We start from the raw sequence: 14,699 nt of genomic DNA on the forward strand, positions 1-14,699 counted from the left end.
CTTGCGACGTTAAGAATCCGTATCTTCGAGTGCCCACACAGATTGTCTGATAAATTGTTAAAGAGCAGTGCCGCTTCGCTTTTTCTCAGCGGCGCGGGGTGTGCATAATACGCTTCCCCGCTACAGAGTCAAGCATTTTTTGCTTTTCTCTGTTGAGATTCTCAGGAGAACCTCGCTGACCCGGCGGCGTGCTTGCCGTTGTTCCGTGTCAGTGGTGGCGCATTATAGGGAGTTATTCCGGCCTGACAAGCGAAAAATATAAAAACTTTATCGTTCGCTCATTTTTCAGGCAAAACATCTTAAATATAGTCTTTTCCGTCTAACTTATAGACAAAAACGAGCCCCGAAGGGCTCGTTTTATCATTTACTGGACGGCGACAATCCGGTCTTCATTAACTTCCAGGCGAATCACTTTACCCGGAACCAATTCACCAGACAGTATTTGCTGTGCCAGCGGGTTTTCAATCTGCTGCTGAATTGCACGTTTCAGAGGACGTGCGCCATAGACCGGATCGTAACCGTTCTCGCTCAGCAGTTTCAGCGCCTCGTCAGAAATGTGGATTTCATAACCACGTTCTTCCAGACGTTTATACAGACGTTTCAACTGAATCTGCGCAATCGACGCAATGTGCTGTTCACCCAGCGGATGGAAGACCACCACTTCATCGATACGGTTAATGAATTCCGGACGGAAGTTATGGCTAACCACACCGAGCACCAGCTCTTTCATGTGCGCATAATCCAGTTCACCGAAGCGTTCCTGAATCAGATCGGAACCGAGGTTAGAGGTCATAATGACGACCGTATTACGGAAGTCGACCGTTCTCCCCTGCCCGTCAGTCAGACGCCCATCATCCAGTACCTGCAACAGAATGTTGAAGACATCCGGATGCGCTTTTTCCACTTCATCCAGCAGGATAACGGAATACGGACGACGACGCACAGCTTCGGTCAGGTAGCCACCTTCTTCATAACCAACATATCCCGGAGGCGCACCAACCAGACGAGACACCGAATGTTTCTCCATAAACTCGGACATATCGATACGGACCATCGCCTCGTCGCTATCAAACATAAAGTTCGCCAGCGCCTTACAAAGCTCAGTTTTCCCCACACCCGTTGGGCCGAGGAACAGGAATGAACCAATCGGGCGATTTGGATCCGCCAGCCCCGCACGGCTACGACGAATAGCGTTAGATACCGCATCAACCGCTTCGTTCTGACCAATAACGCGATGGTGCAGTTCTTGCTCCATACGCAGCAGTTTTTCGCGCTCGCTTTCCATCATGCGAGAAACCGGAATCCCCGTCCAACGCGCCAGCACTTCAGCAATTTCGGCATCGGTCACTTTATTACGCAACAGACGCATAGTTTTGCCTTCGAGCTGCGTTGCGGCTTCCAGTTGCTTTTCCAGTTCCGGGATTTTGCCGTATTGCAGTTCAGACATCCGCGCCAGGTCACCCACACGGCGAGCCTGTTCAATAGCGATTTTCGCCTGTTCCAGTTCCGCTTTAATGGTCTGCGTACCAGAAAGCGATGCTTTCTCTGCTTTCCACTCTTCTTCTAACTCGGAGTACTGACGTTCTTTGTCGCTCAGTTCTTCGTTGAGCATATCCAGGCGTTTTTTACTGGCTTCATCAGACTCTTTCATTAACGCCTGTTGTTCCAGTTTGAGCTGGATGATACGACGATCGAGTCGGTCGAGTTCTTCTGGTTTTGAGTCAATCTGCATACGAATGCTGGATGCTGCTTCATCGATCAGGTCGATGGCTTTATCAGGCAGCTGACGGTCAGCAATGTAGCGATGAGACAACGTCGCCGCTGCAACAATTGCCGGGTCAGTAATTTGCACATGGTGGTGCAATTCGTAACGTTCTTTCAGGCCACGCAGAATCGCAATGGTATCTTCAACAGAAGGCTCGGCAACAAACACTTTCTGGAAACGACGTTCCAGCGCAGCATCTTTTTCGATGTACTGGCGATATTCGTCAAGCGTCGTGGCACCTACGCAGTGCAATTCACCACGCGCCAGCGCCGGTTTCAGCATGTTTCCGGCGTCCATTGCGCCATCGGCTTTACCCGCGCCGACCATGGTATGTAATTCGTCGATAAACAGGATGACGTTGCCTTCCTGTTTAGCAAGATCGTTAAGTACGCCTTTTAAACGTTCTTCAAACTCACCGCGATATTTCGCCCCAGCCACCAGCGCGCCCATATCCAGCGCCAGTACGCGGCGGCCTTTCAACCCTTCCGGCACTTCGCCGTTGATAATACGCTGCGCCAGACCTTCAACGATGGCAGTTTTACCGACGCCGGGTTCACCAATCAGTACTGGGTTATTTTTAGTACGACGTTGCAGCACCTGAATGGTACGGCGAATTTCTTCATCACGACCAATCACCGGATCGAGTTTGCCCTGTTCGGCTCGTTCGGTAAGGTCGATGGTATATTTTTTCAAAGCCTGACGTTGGTCTTCAGCACCTTGATCGTTCACGCTTTCACCTCCACGCATTTGTTCAATCGCTTGAGTAATGTTGGCGGTGGTCGCCCCTGCTGCTTTCAGGATGTCGGCCAGCGTGCCGCGAGACTCAAGTGCCGCCAGAACGAACAGTTCTGACGAGATAAAGTTATCACCACGTTTTTGCGCCAGCTTGTCGCAAAGATTAAGAACGCGCACCAGATCTTGTGATGGCTGGACATCACCACCAGTACCTTCAACCTGCGGTAAACGATTTAATGCCTGATTGATATCTGTGCGCAACTGGCCAGCATTTATGCCAGCGGATGTTAATAAAGGACTAACCGAACCCCCTTCCTGATTCAGCAGGGCGCTCATTAAATGAAGTGGTTCGATGAATTGGTTGTCGTGCCCGAGTGCAAGTGATTGGGCATCGGCAAGAGCAAGCTGGAATTTATTAGTAAGACGATCCAGACGCATAACTCCTCCCATAACGGATCAAAGTTGCTACTGGAGATTAAATGAGGTCATCCCTCAATTATTCAAGGTTATTGACCAGATTAATGTGAAAAGAAAATCACGCGTACCGGATCGTCTTGATTCTTTAGGTTATATCAGCCAAATGAAACTTGCCATACGACCGGTGGTCTTGTCGCGACGATAAGAGAAGAAAGTCTCATTTTCCGTATATGTACAACGGTTGCCGCCGAAAATTTGTTCGACACCGACGTTCGCCAGACGCTGCCGGGCAAGGAGAGAAATATCCGCCAGATACTTATCACCATGCTGAATGAAAGCTGTACTCGCTTTGGCGTCTACTGCCATAAACGCCTCGCGAACCTCCGCCCCCACTTCAAACGCGCGTGGACCAATTGCCGGCCCTAACCAGGCGAGAATATTTTCCGGATTATCAGCAAAACAGGAAACCGTCTCCTCCAACACGCCAGCGCACAGTCCACGCCAGCCAGCATGAGCGGCGGCGACTTCCGTTCCCGCTCGATTGCAAAACAGCACGGGGAGGCAGTCGGCAGTCATCACTGCGCAAACCGTGCCCGGCGTGTTGCTATAAGAGGCATCTGCTCGTTTTGAGGCATAAGGTTCGCCAGTAAGCTTAAGCACATCTCTGCCGTGTACCTGCTCAAGCCAGACCGGTTTTGAAGGCAAATTGCCCGCAGCAAAAAGTCGCTTGCGATTCTCCTCAACGTGATCCGGGTTATCGCCACAATGAGCACCGAGGTTGAGCGAGTCATACGGGGGCAAGCTCACGCCGCCGATACGAGTAGAGCTACAGGCCGCAACACCTTTTGGCAGGGGCCACTGCGGGACAATCAGCTTACTCATAACCAGTCCACTTCATCTTTATGCTCTTCGAAATCGGCGCGCATCACCTCAATCAGCTCCACCATATCTTGTGGAATAGGCGCATGCCATTCCATTTCGATGCCGGAGATTGGGTGATAAAGACGCAGCATGGTTGCATGAAGCGCCTGGCGGTCAAACTTACGCAGCGTGGAGATAAACGCTTCCGAAGCACCTTTTGGCGGACGCGGACGGCCACCATAAACCGGATCGCCCACCAGCGGATGAGTGATATGGGCCATATGCACGCGGATCTGGTGCGTACGTCCAGTTTCCAGACGCAACCGCAGACGCGTGTGCACACGGAAGTGTTCCATGATGCGATAGTGAGTGACCGCCGGTTTGCCCATGGGATGCACCGCCATGTGAGTACGTTTGGTCGGGTGGCGGCTGATTGGTTCATCTACTGTACCGCCAGCGGTCATATGACCAATTGCCACCGCTTCATACTCACGAGTAATTTCACGCCGTTGCAAAGATTCGACTAAACGCGTCTGAGCCGGAACGGTTTTTGCCACAACCATCAGGCCGGTGGTGTCTTTATCCAGACGATGGACGATGCCCGCACGCGGTACATCGGCAATGGGCGGATAGTAATGAAGTAACGCATTCAGTACCGTACCATCCGGGTTACCCGCGCCAGGATGTACCACCAGGTCGCGTGGTTTATTAATGACGATGATATCTTCATCTTCATAGACGATATCCAGCGGGATATCCTGCGGTTCAAAACGCGCTTCTTCTTCAATCTCAGCGTTGATGGCCACCTGCTCGCCACCCAATACTTTTTCTTTCGGCTTATCACAAACTTTGCCGTTAACCAGCACGCGCTGGTCGAGGATCCATTCTTTTATCCGCGAACGTGAATAATCCGGGAACATTTCGGCCAAAGCCTGATCTAAGCGTTGACCGAGTTGGTTTTCGGACACCGTTGCAGTGAGCTGTACTCGTTGTGCCATATATACTGCTTCTTCGTTTATCGTTGGGGTTTTACGGCTTTGCCGTTTAATATAGTGTGCTATTGTAGCTGGTCTTAACCGGGAGCAGGAACAGAGAATCTCCCGTATTACATTTTGAGGAAAGTCAAAACGTCATGACGCGCATGAAATATCTGGTGGCAGCCGCCACACTAAGCCTGTTTTTGGCGGGTTGCTCGGGGTCAAAGGAAGAAGTACCTGATAATCCGCCAAATGAAATTTACGCGACTGCACAACAAAAGCTGCAGGACGGTAACTGGAGACAGGCAATAACGCAACTGGAAGCGTTAGATAATCGCTATCCGTTTGGTCCGTATTCGCAGCAGGTGCAGCTGGATCTCATCTATGCCTACTATAAAAACGCCGATTTGCCGTTAGCACAGGCTGCCATCGATCGTTTTATTCGCCTTAACCCGACCCATCCGAATATCGATTATGTCATGTACATGCGTGGCCTGACCAATATGGCGCTGGATGACAGTGCGCTGCAAGGGTTCTTTGGCGTCGATCGTAGCGATCGCGATCCTCAACATGCACGAGCTGCGTTTAGTGACTTTTCCAAACTGGTGCGCGGCTATCCGAACAGTCAGTACACCACCGATGCCACCAAACGTCTGGTATTCCTGAAAGATCGTCTGGCGAAATATGAATACTCCGTTGCCGAGTATTATACAGAACGTGGTGCATGGGTTGCCGTCGTTAACCGCGTAGAAGGCATGTTGCGCGACTACCCGGATACCCAGGCTACGCGTGATGCGCTGCCGCTGATGGAAAATGCATACCGTCAGATGCAGATGAATGCGCAAGCTGAAAAAGTAGCGAAAATCATCGCTGCAAACAGCAGCAATACATAACAAAAACCTGAAACACAAAACGGCAGCCCTTGAGCTGCCGTTTTTTTATTCTGTTAGTTGTGAAACTGAAGCGATTTAGTCACTATCGATCTCATCAAATATGGCTCGCTTTGAGATATTCCTCAAGTAAAAAAACACCTCTTCCTGCGATTTCTCACAAAAAAGATTCGTTGACAAAAAGTGACAAAATTATGAGATTTCCATCACACATTTTGACATCAGGAACGGTATGCTGAATTCACCAAGACGGGAAGACAAGAGGTAAAATTTATGACAATGAACATTACCAGCAAACAAATGGAAATTACTCCGGCCATCCGCCAACATGTCGCAGACCGTCTCGCCAAACTGGAAAAATGGCAAACACATCTGATTAATCCACATATCATTCTGTCCAAAGAGCCACAAGGGTTTGTTGCTGACGCCACAATCAATACACCTAACGGCGTTCTGGTTGCCAGTGGTAAACATGAAGATATGTACACCGCAATTAACGAATTGATCAACAAGCTGGAACGGCAGCTCAATAAACTGCAGCACAAAGGCGAAGCACGTCGTGCCGCAACATCGGTGAAAGACGCCAACTTCGTCGAAGAAGTTGAAGAAGAGTAGTCCTTTATATTGAGTGTATCGCCAACGCGCCTTCGGGCGCGTTTTTTGTTGACAGCGTGAAAACAGTACGGGTACTGTACTGAAGTCACTTAAGGAAACAAACATGAAACACACACCGTTTTTCTTCGCATTCTTTTTTACCTTCCCCTGAATGGGAGGCGTTTCGTCGTGTGAAACAGAATGCGAAGACGAACAATAAGGCCTCCCAAATCGGGGGGCCTTTTTTATTGATAACAAAAAGGCAACACTATGACATCGGAAAATCCATTACTGGCGCTGCGAGAGAAAATCAGCGCGCTGGATGAAAAATTATTAGCATTACTGGCAGAGCGGCGCGAACTGGCCGTCGAGGTGGGAAAAGCCAAATTGCTCTCGCATCGCCCGGTACGTGATATTGATCGTGAACGCGATTTACTGGAAAGATTAATTACGCTCGGTAAAGCGCACCATCTGGACGCCCATTACATTACTCGCCTGTTCCAGCTCATTATTGAAGATTCCGTATTAACTCAGCAGGCGTTGCTCCAGCAACATCTCAATAAAATTAATCCGCACTCAGCACGCATCGCTTTTCTCGGCCCCAAAGGTTCTTATTCCCATCTTGCGGCGCGCCAGTATGCTGCCCGTCACTTTGAGCAATTCATTGAAAGTGGCTGCGCCAAATTTGCCGATATTTTTAATCAGGTGGAAACCGGCCAGGCCGACTATGCCGTCGTACCGATTGAAAATACCAGCTCCGGTGCCATAAATGACGTTTACGATCTGCTGCAACATACCAGTTTGTCGATTGTTGGCGAGATGACGTTAACTATCGACCATTGTTTGTTGGTCTCCGGCACTACTGATTTATCCACCATCAATACGGTCTACAGCCATCCGCAGCCATTCCAGCAATGCAGCAAATTCCTTAATCGTTATCCGCACTGGAAGATTGAATATACCGAAAGTACGTCTGCGGCAATGGAAAAGGTTGCACAGGCAAAATCACCGCATGTTGCTGCGTTGGGAAGCGAAGCTGGCGGCACTTTGTACGGTTTGCAGGTACTGGAGCGTATTGAAGCGAATCAGCGACAAAACTTCACCCGATTTGTGGTGTTGGCACGTAAAGCCATTAACGTGTCTGACCAGGTTCCAGCGAAAACGACGTTGTTAATGGCGACCGGGCAACAAGCTGGTGCGCTGGTTGAAGCGTTGCTGGTACTGCGCAACCACAATCTGATTATGACCCGTCTGGAGTCACGCCCGATTCACGGTAATCCGTGGGAAGAGATGTTTTATCTGGATATTCAGGCCAATCTTGAATCAGCGGAAATGCAAAAAGCATTGAAAGAGTTAGGGGAAATCACCCGTTCAATGAAGGTATTGGGCTGTTACCCAAGTGAGAACGTAGTGCCTGTTGATCCAACCTGATGAAAAGGTGCCGGATGATGTGAATCATCCGGCGCTGGATTATTACTGGCGATTGTCATTCGCCTGACGCAATAACACGCGGCTTTCACTCTGAAAACGCTGTGCGTAATCGCCGAACCAGTGCTCCACCTTGCGGAAACTGTCAATAAACGCCTGCTTATCGCCCTGCTCCAGCAACTCAATCGCCTCGCCGAAACGCTTATAGTAACGTTTGATTAACGCCAGATTACGCTCTGACGACATAATAATGTCGGCATAAAGCTGCGGATCCTGAGCGAACAGTCGCCCGACCATCGCCAGCTCAAGGCGGTAAATCGGCGAAGAGAGCGCCAGAAGTTGCTCAAGCTGAACATTTTCTTCTGCCAGGTGCAGCCCGTAAGCAAAAGTAGCAAAGTGGCGCAGTGCCTGAATAAACGCCATATTCTGATCGTGCTCGACGGCGCTAATACGATGCAACCGAGCGCCCCAGACCTGAATTTGCTCCAGAAACCATTGGTATGCTTCCGGCTTACGTCCATCACACCAGACCACAACTTGCTTTGCCAGGCTACCGCTGTCCGGACCGAACATTGGGTGTAGACCCAGTACCGGGCCATCGTGCGCCGCCAGCATGGCCTGTAATGGTCCATTTTTCACCGATGCCAGATCAACCAGAATACAATCTTTCGGTAAAGGCGGTAATTTGCCGATAACTTGCTCAGTAACGTGGATTGGCACACTAACAATCACCATTCCGGCATCGGCAACAATATCAGCCGCTCGATCCCAGTCATGTTGCTCCAGAATCCGCACCTGATAACCCGATAGTGTCAGCATCTTCTCGAACAGGCGTCCCATCTGACCGCCACCGCCGACGATAACCACTGGACGCAGTGACGGACAAAGTGTTTTAAATCCTTTGTCGTTTTCACTGGAGTAAGATTCACGCATCACCCGACGCAAAACATCCTCAATCAGATCTGGCGGTACACCCAGAGCTTCCGCCTCTGCACGACGCGAGGCCAACATAGATGCCTCGCGCTCCGGAACATAAATAGGCAGTCCAAAGCGGCTTTTCACCTCGCCCACTTCAGCAACCAGTTCCAGACGCTTCGCTAATAAATTCAGCAGCGCTTTATCGACTTCATCAATTTGATCGCGTAATGCGGTCAACTCAGCAACCATAATAAACCTCTTAAGCCACGCGAGCCGTCAGCTGCCCGTTCAGATCCTGATGAATTTCACGCAGCAAGGCATCGGTCATTTCCCAACTAATGCAGGCATCGGTTACGGATACACCGTATTTCATTTCACTGCGCGGTTGCTCGGAAGACTGATTGCCCTCGTGGATATTACTTTCGATCATCAGACCAATAATCGAGCGATTGCCATCTTTGATCTGAGCAACCACGGACTCTGCCACCGCAGGCTGACGGCGATAATCTTTATTGGAATTACCGTGGCTGCAATCTACCATCAGAGACGGGCGCAGTCCCGCCTGTTCCATCTCTTTTTCACATTGCGCAACATCCGCAGGGCTATAGTTCGGCGCTTTACCACCGCGCAGGATCACATGCCCGTCCGGATTCCCCTGAGTTTGTAGCAACGCCACCTGCCCTGCCTGGTTAATGCCAACAAAACGGTGCGGCTGGGCGGCGGCGCGCATAGCGTTAATTGCTGTTGCCAGACTGCCGTCGGTGCCGTTTTTAAAACCAACCGGCATGGAAAGCCCGGAGGCCATTTCACGGTGAGTTTGCGATTCCGTTGTACGAGCACCAATTGCTGACCAGCTAAACAGATCGCCCAGGTATTGCGGGCTATTTGGATCTAACGCTTCCGTCGCCAGTGGCAGTCCCATATTCACCAGCTCAAGCAGCAATTTACGCGCGATCTGCAGCCCGGCTTCTACATCAAAAGAGCCATCCATATGGGGATCGTTAATTAACCCTTTCCAGCCGACAGTGGTACGGGGTTTTTCAAAATAGACGCGCATTACCAGATAGAGGCTATCGCTGACCTCTGCGGCAAGGGCTTTAAATCGACGAGCATATTCCAGAGCAGTTTCCGGATCATGAATGGAACAAGGACCACATACTACCAACAGACGAGGATCGCGCCCGGCGATAATATCTGAAATGGTTTTACGCGAGTCAGCAATCTGGGCTTCTTGTTGCAGGCTCAATGGAAAAGCGGCCTTCAGTTGTTCCGGAGTCATTAAAACCTGTTCGTCGGTAATATGTACGTTATTCAGCGCGTCTTTTTGCATGATGGCGATCCTGTTTATGCTCGTTTGCGATAGTTGATCCTCAGCGAGGATGACGTAACGATAACACATAAAGTAAAGTTTTCAATCCATATTTCGTACATTTTTCTTTACAGAAACAATTTACTCGCGCTTTTGATGCTTATTTCGTACAAATAAATTTACACCTCCTTTAAAAACAATCCGCTATGCTTTGAAAAAGGAGAAAGAAATGATGAAAAAGTTTATCGCCCCCTTGTTGGCTTTACTGGTTAGCGGATGTCAGATTGATCCTTATACTCACGCGCCAACCTTGACCAGCACCGACTGGTATGATGTCGGTATGGAAGATGCGATATCGGCCAGCGCCATAAAAGATGACGATGCATTTAGCGATTCACAGGCGGATCGCGGTCTATACCTTAAAGGATATGCCGAAGGACAAAAGAAAACTTGCCAGACCGATTTTACTTATGCCCGGGGCCTTTCCGGTAAAAGCTTTCCTGCCAGCTGCAACAATGTTGAAAATGCCAGTCAACTGCATGAAGTATGGCAAAAAGGGGCTGATGAAAATGCCAGCACAATACGATTAAATTAATTAACCCCCCACAAATAAATTAAACATGAGATTCTACTCATTGTGTTTTATTTCTCACATTGATGACGACCGCATGAAAGAATGATATTTTAATGAGCATTCTGAAAAAATATCGATGCATTTCGAGCGAAGATGGTGAGGATCCCTGAATGCGTTTTTCTCACCGACTGTTCTTACTGCTGATTCTCCTGCTGACGGGAGCACCAATACTCGCTCAGGAACCTTCTGACGTTGCGAAAAACGTGCGTATGATGGTTTCCGGTATTGTCAGTTACACCCGCTGGCCTGCGCTATCAGGGCCACCAAAGTTATGTATCTTTTCATCTTCACATTTTAGTAACGCCCTACAAGAGAATGGTACGACATCTTTGCCTTATCTGCCTGTCATCATTCACACTCAACAAGAGGCGATGATTTCAGGCTGCAATGGTTTTTATTTTGGCAACGAGTCACCGACATTCCAGATGGAATTAACCGAACAATATCCGTCAAAGGCGTTATTATTAATTGCCGAACAAAATACCGAGTGCATTATTGGTAGCGCCTTTTGTCTGATCATCCACAATAATGACGTCAGATTTGCCGTAAACCTGGATGCCTTATCGCGTAGCGGTGTAAAGGTCAACCCGGATGTCTTGATGCTCGCACGGAAGAAAAATGATGGATAACGATAATTCTCTTAATAAGCGCCCCACGTTTAAAAGAGCATTACGCAACATCAGTATGACCAGCATATTTATCACTATGATGCTGATCTGGTTGCTGCTTTCCGTGACCTCGGTGCTGACCCTGAAACAGTACGCGCAAAAAAACCTGGCACTGACAGCAGCAACAATGACTTACAGTCTGGAAGCAGCGGTCGTTTTTGCCGATGGCTCTGCAGCAACTGAAACACTGGCAGCGCTGGGGCAGCAAGGCCAATTTTCAACTGCAGAAGTGCGTGATAAGCAGCAAAATATTCTGGCATCCTGGCATTACACCCGTAAGGATCCAGGCGATACTTTCAGTAATTTCATAAGCCACTGGCTCTTCCCTGCCCCCATCGTTCAGCCGATTCGTCACAATGGTGAAACCATTGGCGAAGTTCGCTTAACCGCTCGCGACAGTTCAATCAGCCATTTCATCTGGTTTTCGCTCGCTGTCCTGACCGCCTGCATTCTGCTGGCATCAGGCATCGCAATTACCCTCACCCGCCATTTGCACAATGGTCTGGTTGAAGCGTTAAAAAACATCACCGATGTCGTACATGATGTGCGTTCCAACCGCAATTTTTCCCGACGAGTTTCGGAAGAACGTATCGCAGAGTTTCACCGCTTCGCTCTCGACTTCAACAGTCTGCTGGATGAAATGGAAGAGTGGCAGCTTCGTTTACAGGCCAAAAATGCGCAGCTTCTGCGTACCGCGCTACATGACCCATTAACCGGGCTGGCTAACCGCGCAGCGTTTCGTAGCGGTATCAATACGTTGATGAACAATTCCGATGCCCGAAAAACGTCGGCGTTACTATTTCTTGATGGCGATAATTTCAAATATATCAATGATACCTGGGGTCATGCGACGGGCGATCGTGTCTTGATTGAGGTAGCAAAACGGTTAGCTGAATTTGGCGGGCTGCGACATAAAGCATACCGCCTGGGCGGCGATGAATTCGCGATGGTGCTCTATGATGTACAGTCGGAATCTGAAGTGCAGCAGATATGCTCAGCACTGACACAAATCTTTAATCTCCCGTTTGATCTTCATAATGGCCATCAGACCACCATGACATTAAGCATTGGTTACGCGATGACCATTGAGCACGCCTCTGCGGAAAAATTACAAGAGCTTGCCGATCACAATATGTATCAGGCCAAACACCAGCGTGCCGAAAAGCTGGTGAGATAACAAGGATATATCGATATGATAAAGCACCTGGTAGCACCCCTGATTTTCACCTCACTAATACTGACTGGCTGCCAGTCCCCTCAGGGAAAGTTTACTCCTGAGCAAGTCGCCGCTATGCAATCTTATGGATTTACTGAATCCGCCGGCGACTGGTCGCTGGGCTTATCAGATGCCATTCTGTTCGCAAAAAATGACTACAAATTGCTCCCGGAAAGCCAGCAACAGATCCAAACCATGGCAGCCAAATTGGCCTCGACAGGGCTAACACATGCCCGTATGGATGGACACACCGATAACTATGGTGAAGATAGTTACAACGAAGGCTTATCATTGAAACGGGCGAATGTCGTGGCCGATGCATGGGCTATGGGTGGACAAATTCCGCGCAGCAATCTCACCACACAGGGTTTAGGAAAAAAATATCCCATAGCCAGTAACAAGACCGCCCAGGGCCGCGCCGAGAACCGCCGCGTCGCAGTGGTGATTACTACCCCTTAAAACACGAGCAAACAGATAAAAAAAGGGCCAGCCAATTGGCCAGCCCTTCTTAACAGGATGTCGCTTAAGCGAAACCTTAGTTAAGACGCTCTTTGATACGAGCAGCCTTACCAGTACGCTCACGCAGGTAGTACAGTTTAGCTTTACGAACAGCACCACGACGTTTGACAGAAATGCTGTCAACTACCGGAGAGTGAGTCTGGAAGACACGCTCAACGCCTTCGCCGTTGGAAATTTTACGAACAGTGAATGCAGAGTGCAGACCGCGGTTACGAATAGCGATAACCACGCCCTCGAATGCCTGCAGACGTTTTTTGGAACCTTCAACAACCCATACTTTCACTTCCACGGTATCACCCGGACGGAAGGAAGGTACGTCCTGCTTCATCTGCTCTTGTTCAAGTTGCTTAATAATGTTGCTCATAATTTAATCTCTTATCCTGGGTAAACTGATATCTCGGGGGCTTACGCCATCCCATCATGTTTATGTTGCTGTTGTGCGTGTTCCTTTTTGAACTCCGCCAGCAACCTTGCTTGCTCTTCAGTCAGAGCCAGGTTTTCCAGAAGTTCAGGTCTTCTAAGCCAGGTACGGCCCAGCGACTGTTTCAAACGCCAGCGACGTATCTCGGCATGGTTGCCCGACAGTAACACTGGCGGAACTTCCATCCCTTCTAACACCTCAGGCCGCGTATAGTGCGGGCAATCCAGCAATCCTTCAGCAAAGGAATCTTCCGTTGCTGAGGCTTCATGTCCCAGTACTCCCGGAATAAACCGGGAAACGGAGTCAATCAGCGTCATTGCTGGTAACTCACCACCACTGAGAACGTAATCGCCGATTGACCATTCTTCGTCAATTTCGGTTTGGATCACGCGCTCATCTATACCTTCGTAGCGACCGCACACCAGAATCAATTTTTGATTCGTTGCCAGTTCGCTGACGCCCGCTTGATCAAGCTTGCGCCCCTGTGGTGAAAGATAAATCACCTTTGCGCCTTCACCCGCCGCGGCTTTTGCTGCATGAATGGCGTCCCGCAAAGGTTGCACCATCATTAACATCCCCGGTCCGCCGCCGTAAGGACGATCGTCCACGGTACGGTGCCGGTCATGCGTGAAGTCGCGAGGACTCCAGCTCTGGATGCTCAGCAGGCCATTTTTAACTGCCCGGCCAGTTACCCCGTAATCGGTAATTGCGCGGAACATTTCAGGAAACAGGCTAATTATGCCAATCCACATAGCGCCGTCTTTTACCGTTTATCCGGTGGTTTAAAAACCAGGATCCCAATCTACTTCGATTGAACGAGTAGTGAGATCGACTTTCTTGATAACCTGCCCATCGAGGAACGGTACGAGACGTTCCTTGATACCAAACGCATCTTTCAGGTTTGCCTTAATGACGAGAACGTCATTAGATCCGGTTTCCATCATATCGACGACTTTACCGAGATCGTAGCCTTCAGTGGTTACTACCTGGCAGCCCATCAGGTCTTTCCAGTAGTAGTCCCCCTCTTCAAGCTGAGGCAGCTGCGATGAATCCACGACAATTTCACAATTCGTCAGCAGGTTCGCCGCATCACGATCGTCAACGCCTTTCAGCTTGATGATCATGTCCTGATTGTGGTGCTTCCAGCTTTCCAGCTGGACTTGCTGCCACTGACCCGCCTTCTGGATAAACCAGGGCTGATAGTCAAAAATGCTTTCGGCGTCTTCGGTGGAAGAAAACACTCTGAGCCACCCACGAATACCGTAAGACGAACCCATTTTTCCCAAAACGATGGGATCAACAGGTGCTTGCGCGGTGAGTTGTTTGCTCATCATGACCACCGTGACA

At 49.6% G+C, this 14,699-nt stretch carries 16 protein-coding genes and 1 other annotated feature; of the genes, 8 read left to right on the top strand and 8 right to left on the bottom strand.

Annotated features, from left to right (window positions below):
• Positions 1-364 precede the first annotated feature (364 nt).
• The 3 genes from clpB to rluD form a co-directional block, all read right to left on the bottom strand.
• Entirely contained in the window at positions 365-2,938 is a 2,574-nt protein-coding gene (gene clpB, locus ACJHYD_RS16655; protein WP_001235102.1) for an ATP-dependent chaperone ClpB, read from the bottom strand.
• Positions 2,939-3,067: 129 nt separating this feature from the next.
• Positions 3,068-3,799 (bottom strand): purine nucleoside phosphorylase YfiH, encoded by a 732-nt coding sequence (gene yfiH, locus ACJHYD_RS16660; protein ID WP_001551518.1) that lies wholly within the window; start codon positions 3,797-3,799, stop codon positions 3,068-3,070.
• On the bottom strand, positions 3,796-4,776 hold the full coding sequence (gene rluD / locus ACJHYD_RS16665; RefSeq protein WP_000079112.1) for a 23S rRNA pseudouridine(1911/1915/1917) synthase RluD: 981 nt from the start codon (positions 4,774-4,776) through the stop codon (positions 3,796-3,798). The genes yfiH and rluD overlap by 4 nt, the downstream gene beginning before the upstream one ends.
• A 134-nt stretch (positions 4,777-4,910) precedes the next feature.
• Here rluD and bamD point away from each other — a divergent pair, with 134 nt between their 5' ends.
• The 4 genes from bamD to pheA all read left to right on the top strand — a co-directional run bounded on the left by bamD (position 4,911) and on the right by pheA (position 7,670).
• Entirely contained in the window at positions 4,911-5,648 is a 738-nt protein-coding gene (bamD, locus tag ACJHYD_RS16670; protein ID WP_000197686.1) for an outer membrane protein assembly factor BamD, read from the top strand.
• A 270-nt stretch (positions 5,649-5,918) separates the two neighbouring features.
• Positions 5,919-6,260, top strand: coding sequence for a ribosome-associated translation inhibitor RaiA (gene raiA, locus ACJHYD_RS16675; RefSeq protein WP_000178456.1), 342 nt, complete (start codon positions 5,919-5,921; stop codon positions 6,258-6,260).
• 102 nt (positions 6,261-6,362) lie between these two features.
• Positions 6,363-6,488: a sequence feature (Phe leader region), on the top strand.
• Positions 6,364-6,411, top strand: a complete 48-nt coding sequence (gene pheL, locus ACJHYD_RS16680; RefSeq protein WP_001386991.1) for a pheA operon leader peptide PheL — start codon at positions 6,364-6,366, stop codon at positions 6,409-6,411. It overlaps the preceding feature by 48 nt.
• 21 nt (positions 6,489-6,509) lie before the next feature.
• Positions 6,510-7,670, top strand: coding sequence for a bifunctional chorismate mutase/prephenate dehydratase (gene pheA, locus ACJHYD_RS16685; RefSeq protein WP_000200120.1), 1,161 nt, complete (start codon positions 6,510-6,512; stop codon positions 7,668-7,670).
• Between the two features lie 42 nt (positions 7,671-7,712).
• Here pheA and tyrA read toward each other — a convergent pair whose 3' ends face one another.
• Entirely contained in the window at positions 7,713-8,834 is a 1,122-nt protein-coding gene (tyrA, locus tag ACJHYD_RS16690) for a bifunctional chorismate mutase/prephenate dehydrogenase (RefSeq protein ID WP_000225221.1), read from the bottom strand.
• A 10-nt stretch (positions 8,835-8,844) separates the two neighbouring features.
• On the bottom strand, positions 8,845-9,915 hold the full coding sequence (gene aroF / locus ACJHYD_RS16695; protein ID WP_001168045.1) for a 3-deoxy-7-phosphoheptulonate synthase AroF: 1,071 nt from the start codon (positions 9,913-9,915) through the stop codon (positions 8,845-8,847).
• A gap of 208 nt (positions 9,916-10,123) precedes the next feature.
• Between aroF and ACJHYD_RS16700 the strand changes: the two genes are divergently transcribed.
• The 4 genes from ACJHYD_RS16700 to ACJHYD_RS16715 all read left to right on the top strand — a co-directional run bounded on the left by ACJHYD_RS16700 (position 10,124) and on the right by ACJHYD_RS16715 (position 12,871).
• Positions 10,124-10,489, top strand: a complete 366-nt coding sequence (locus ACJHYD_RS16700; protein WP_019842457.1) for a DUF2799 domain-containing protein — start codon at positions 10,124-10,126, stop codon at positions 10,487-10,489.
• A 149-nt stretch (positions 10,490-10,638) separates the two neighbouring features.
• Entirely contained in the window at positions 10,639-11,157 is a 519-nt protein-coding gene (locus tag ACJHYD_RS16705) for a YfiR family protein (protein ID WP_001212386.1), read from the top strand.
• Positions 11,147-12,373, top strand: coding sequence for a diguanylate cyclase DgcN (gene dgcN, locus ACJHYD_RS16710; RefSeq protein WP_001551521.1), 1,227 nt, complete (start codon positions 11,147-11,149; stop codon positions 12,371-12,373). The genes ACJHYD_RS16705 and dgcN overlap by 11 nt, the downstream gene beginning before the upstream one ends.
• A 15-nt stretch (positions 12,374-12,388) precedes the next feature.
• Positions 12,389-12,871, top strand: a complete 483-nt coding sequence (locus tag ACJHYD_RS16715) for an OmpA family protein (protein WP_000589828.1) — start codon at positions 12,389-12,391, stop codon at positions 12,869-12,871.
• A gap of 76 nt (positions 12,872-12,947) precedes the next feature.
• On the opposite strand, the gene rplS is transcribed toward ACJHYD_RS16715, so the two are convergent.
• Genes rplS through rimM form a run of 3 tightly spaced genes read right to left on the bottom strand, consistent with a single transcriptional unit; the run spans position 12,948 to position 14,683 of the window.
• The gene (gene rplS / locus ACJHYD_RS16720) at positions 12,948-13,295 is read right to left on the bottom strand and encodes a 50S ribosomal protein L19 (protein ID WP_000065253.1); all 348 of its coding nucleotides are present in this window, start codon (positions 13,293-13,295) and stop codon (positions 12,948-12,950) included.
• Positions 13,296-13,336: 41 nt separating this feature from the next.
• Complete coding sequence (gene trmD, locus ACJHYD_RS16725; RefSeq protein ID WP_000264776.1) at positions 13,337-14,104, bottom strand: tRNA (guanosine(37)-N1)-methyltransferase TrmD; 768 nt, start codon at positions 14,102-14,104, stop codon at positions 13,337-13,339.
• Between the two features lie 30 nt (positions 14,105-14,134).
• Positions 14,135-14,683 carry a ribosome maturation factor RimM gene (rimM, locus tag ACJHYD_RS16730; RefSeq protein ID WP_000043335.1) on the bottom strand — a complete coding sequence of 183 codons (549 nt, stop codon included), beginning with the start codon at positions 14,681-14,683 and terminating at the stop codon, positions 14,135-14,137.
• Between the last annotated feature and the right edge of the window lie 16 nt (positions 14,684-14,699).

Source organism: Escherichia sp. WS1368, from assembly GCF_046487485.1.
Lineage (GTDB): Bacteria > Pseudomonadota > Gammaproteobacteria > Enterobacterales > Enterobacteriaceae > Escherichia > Escherichia coli.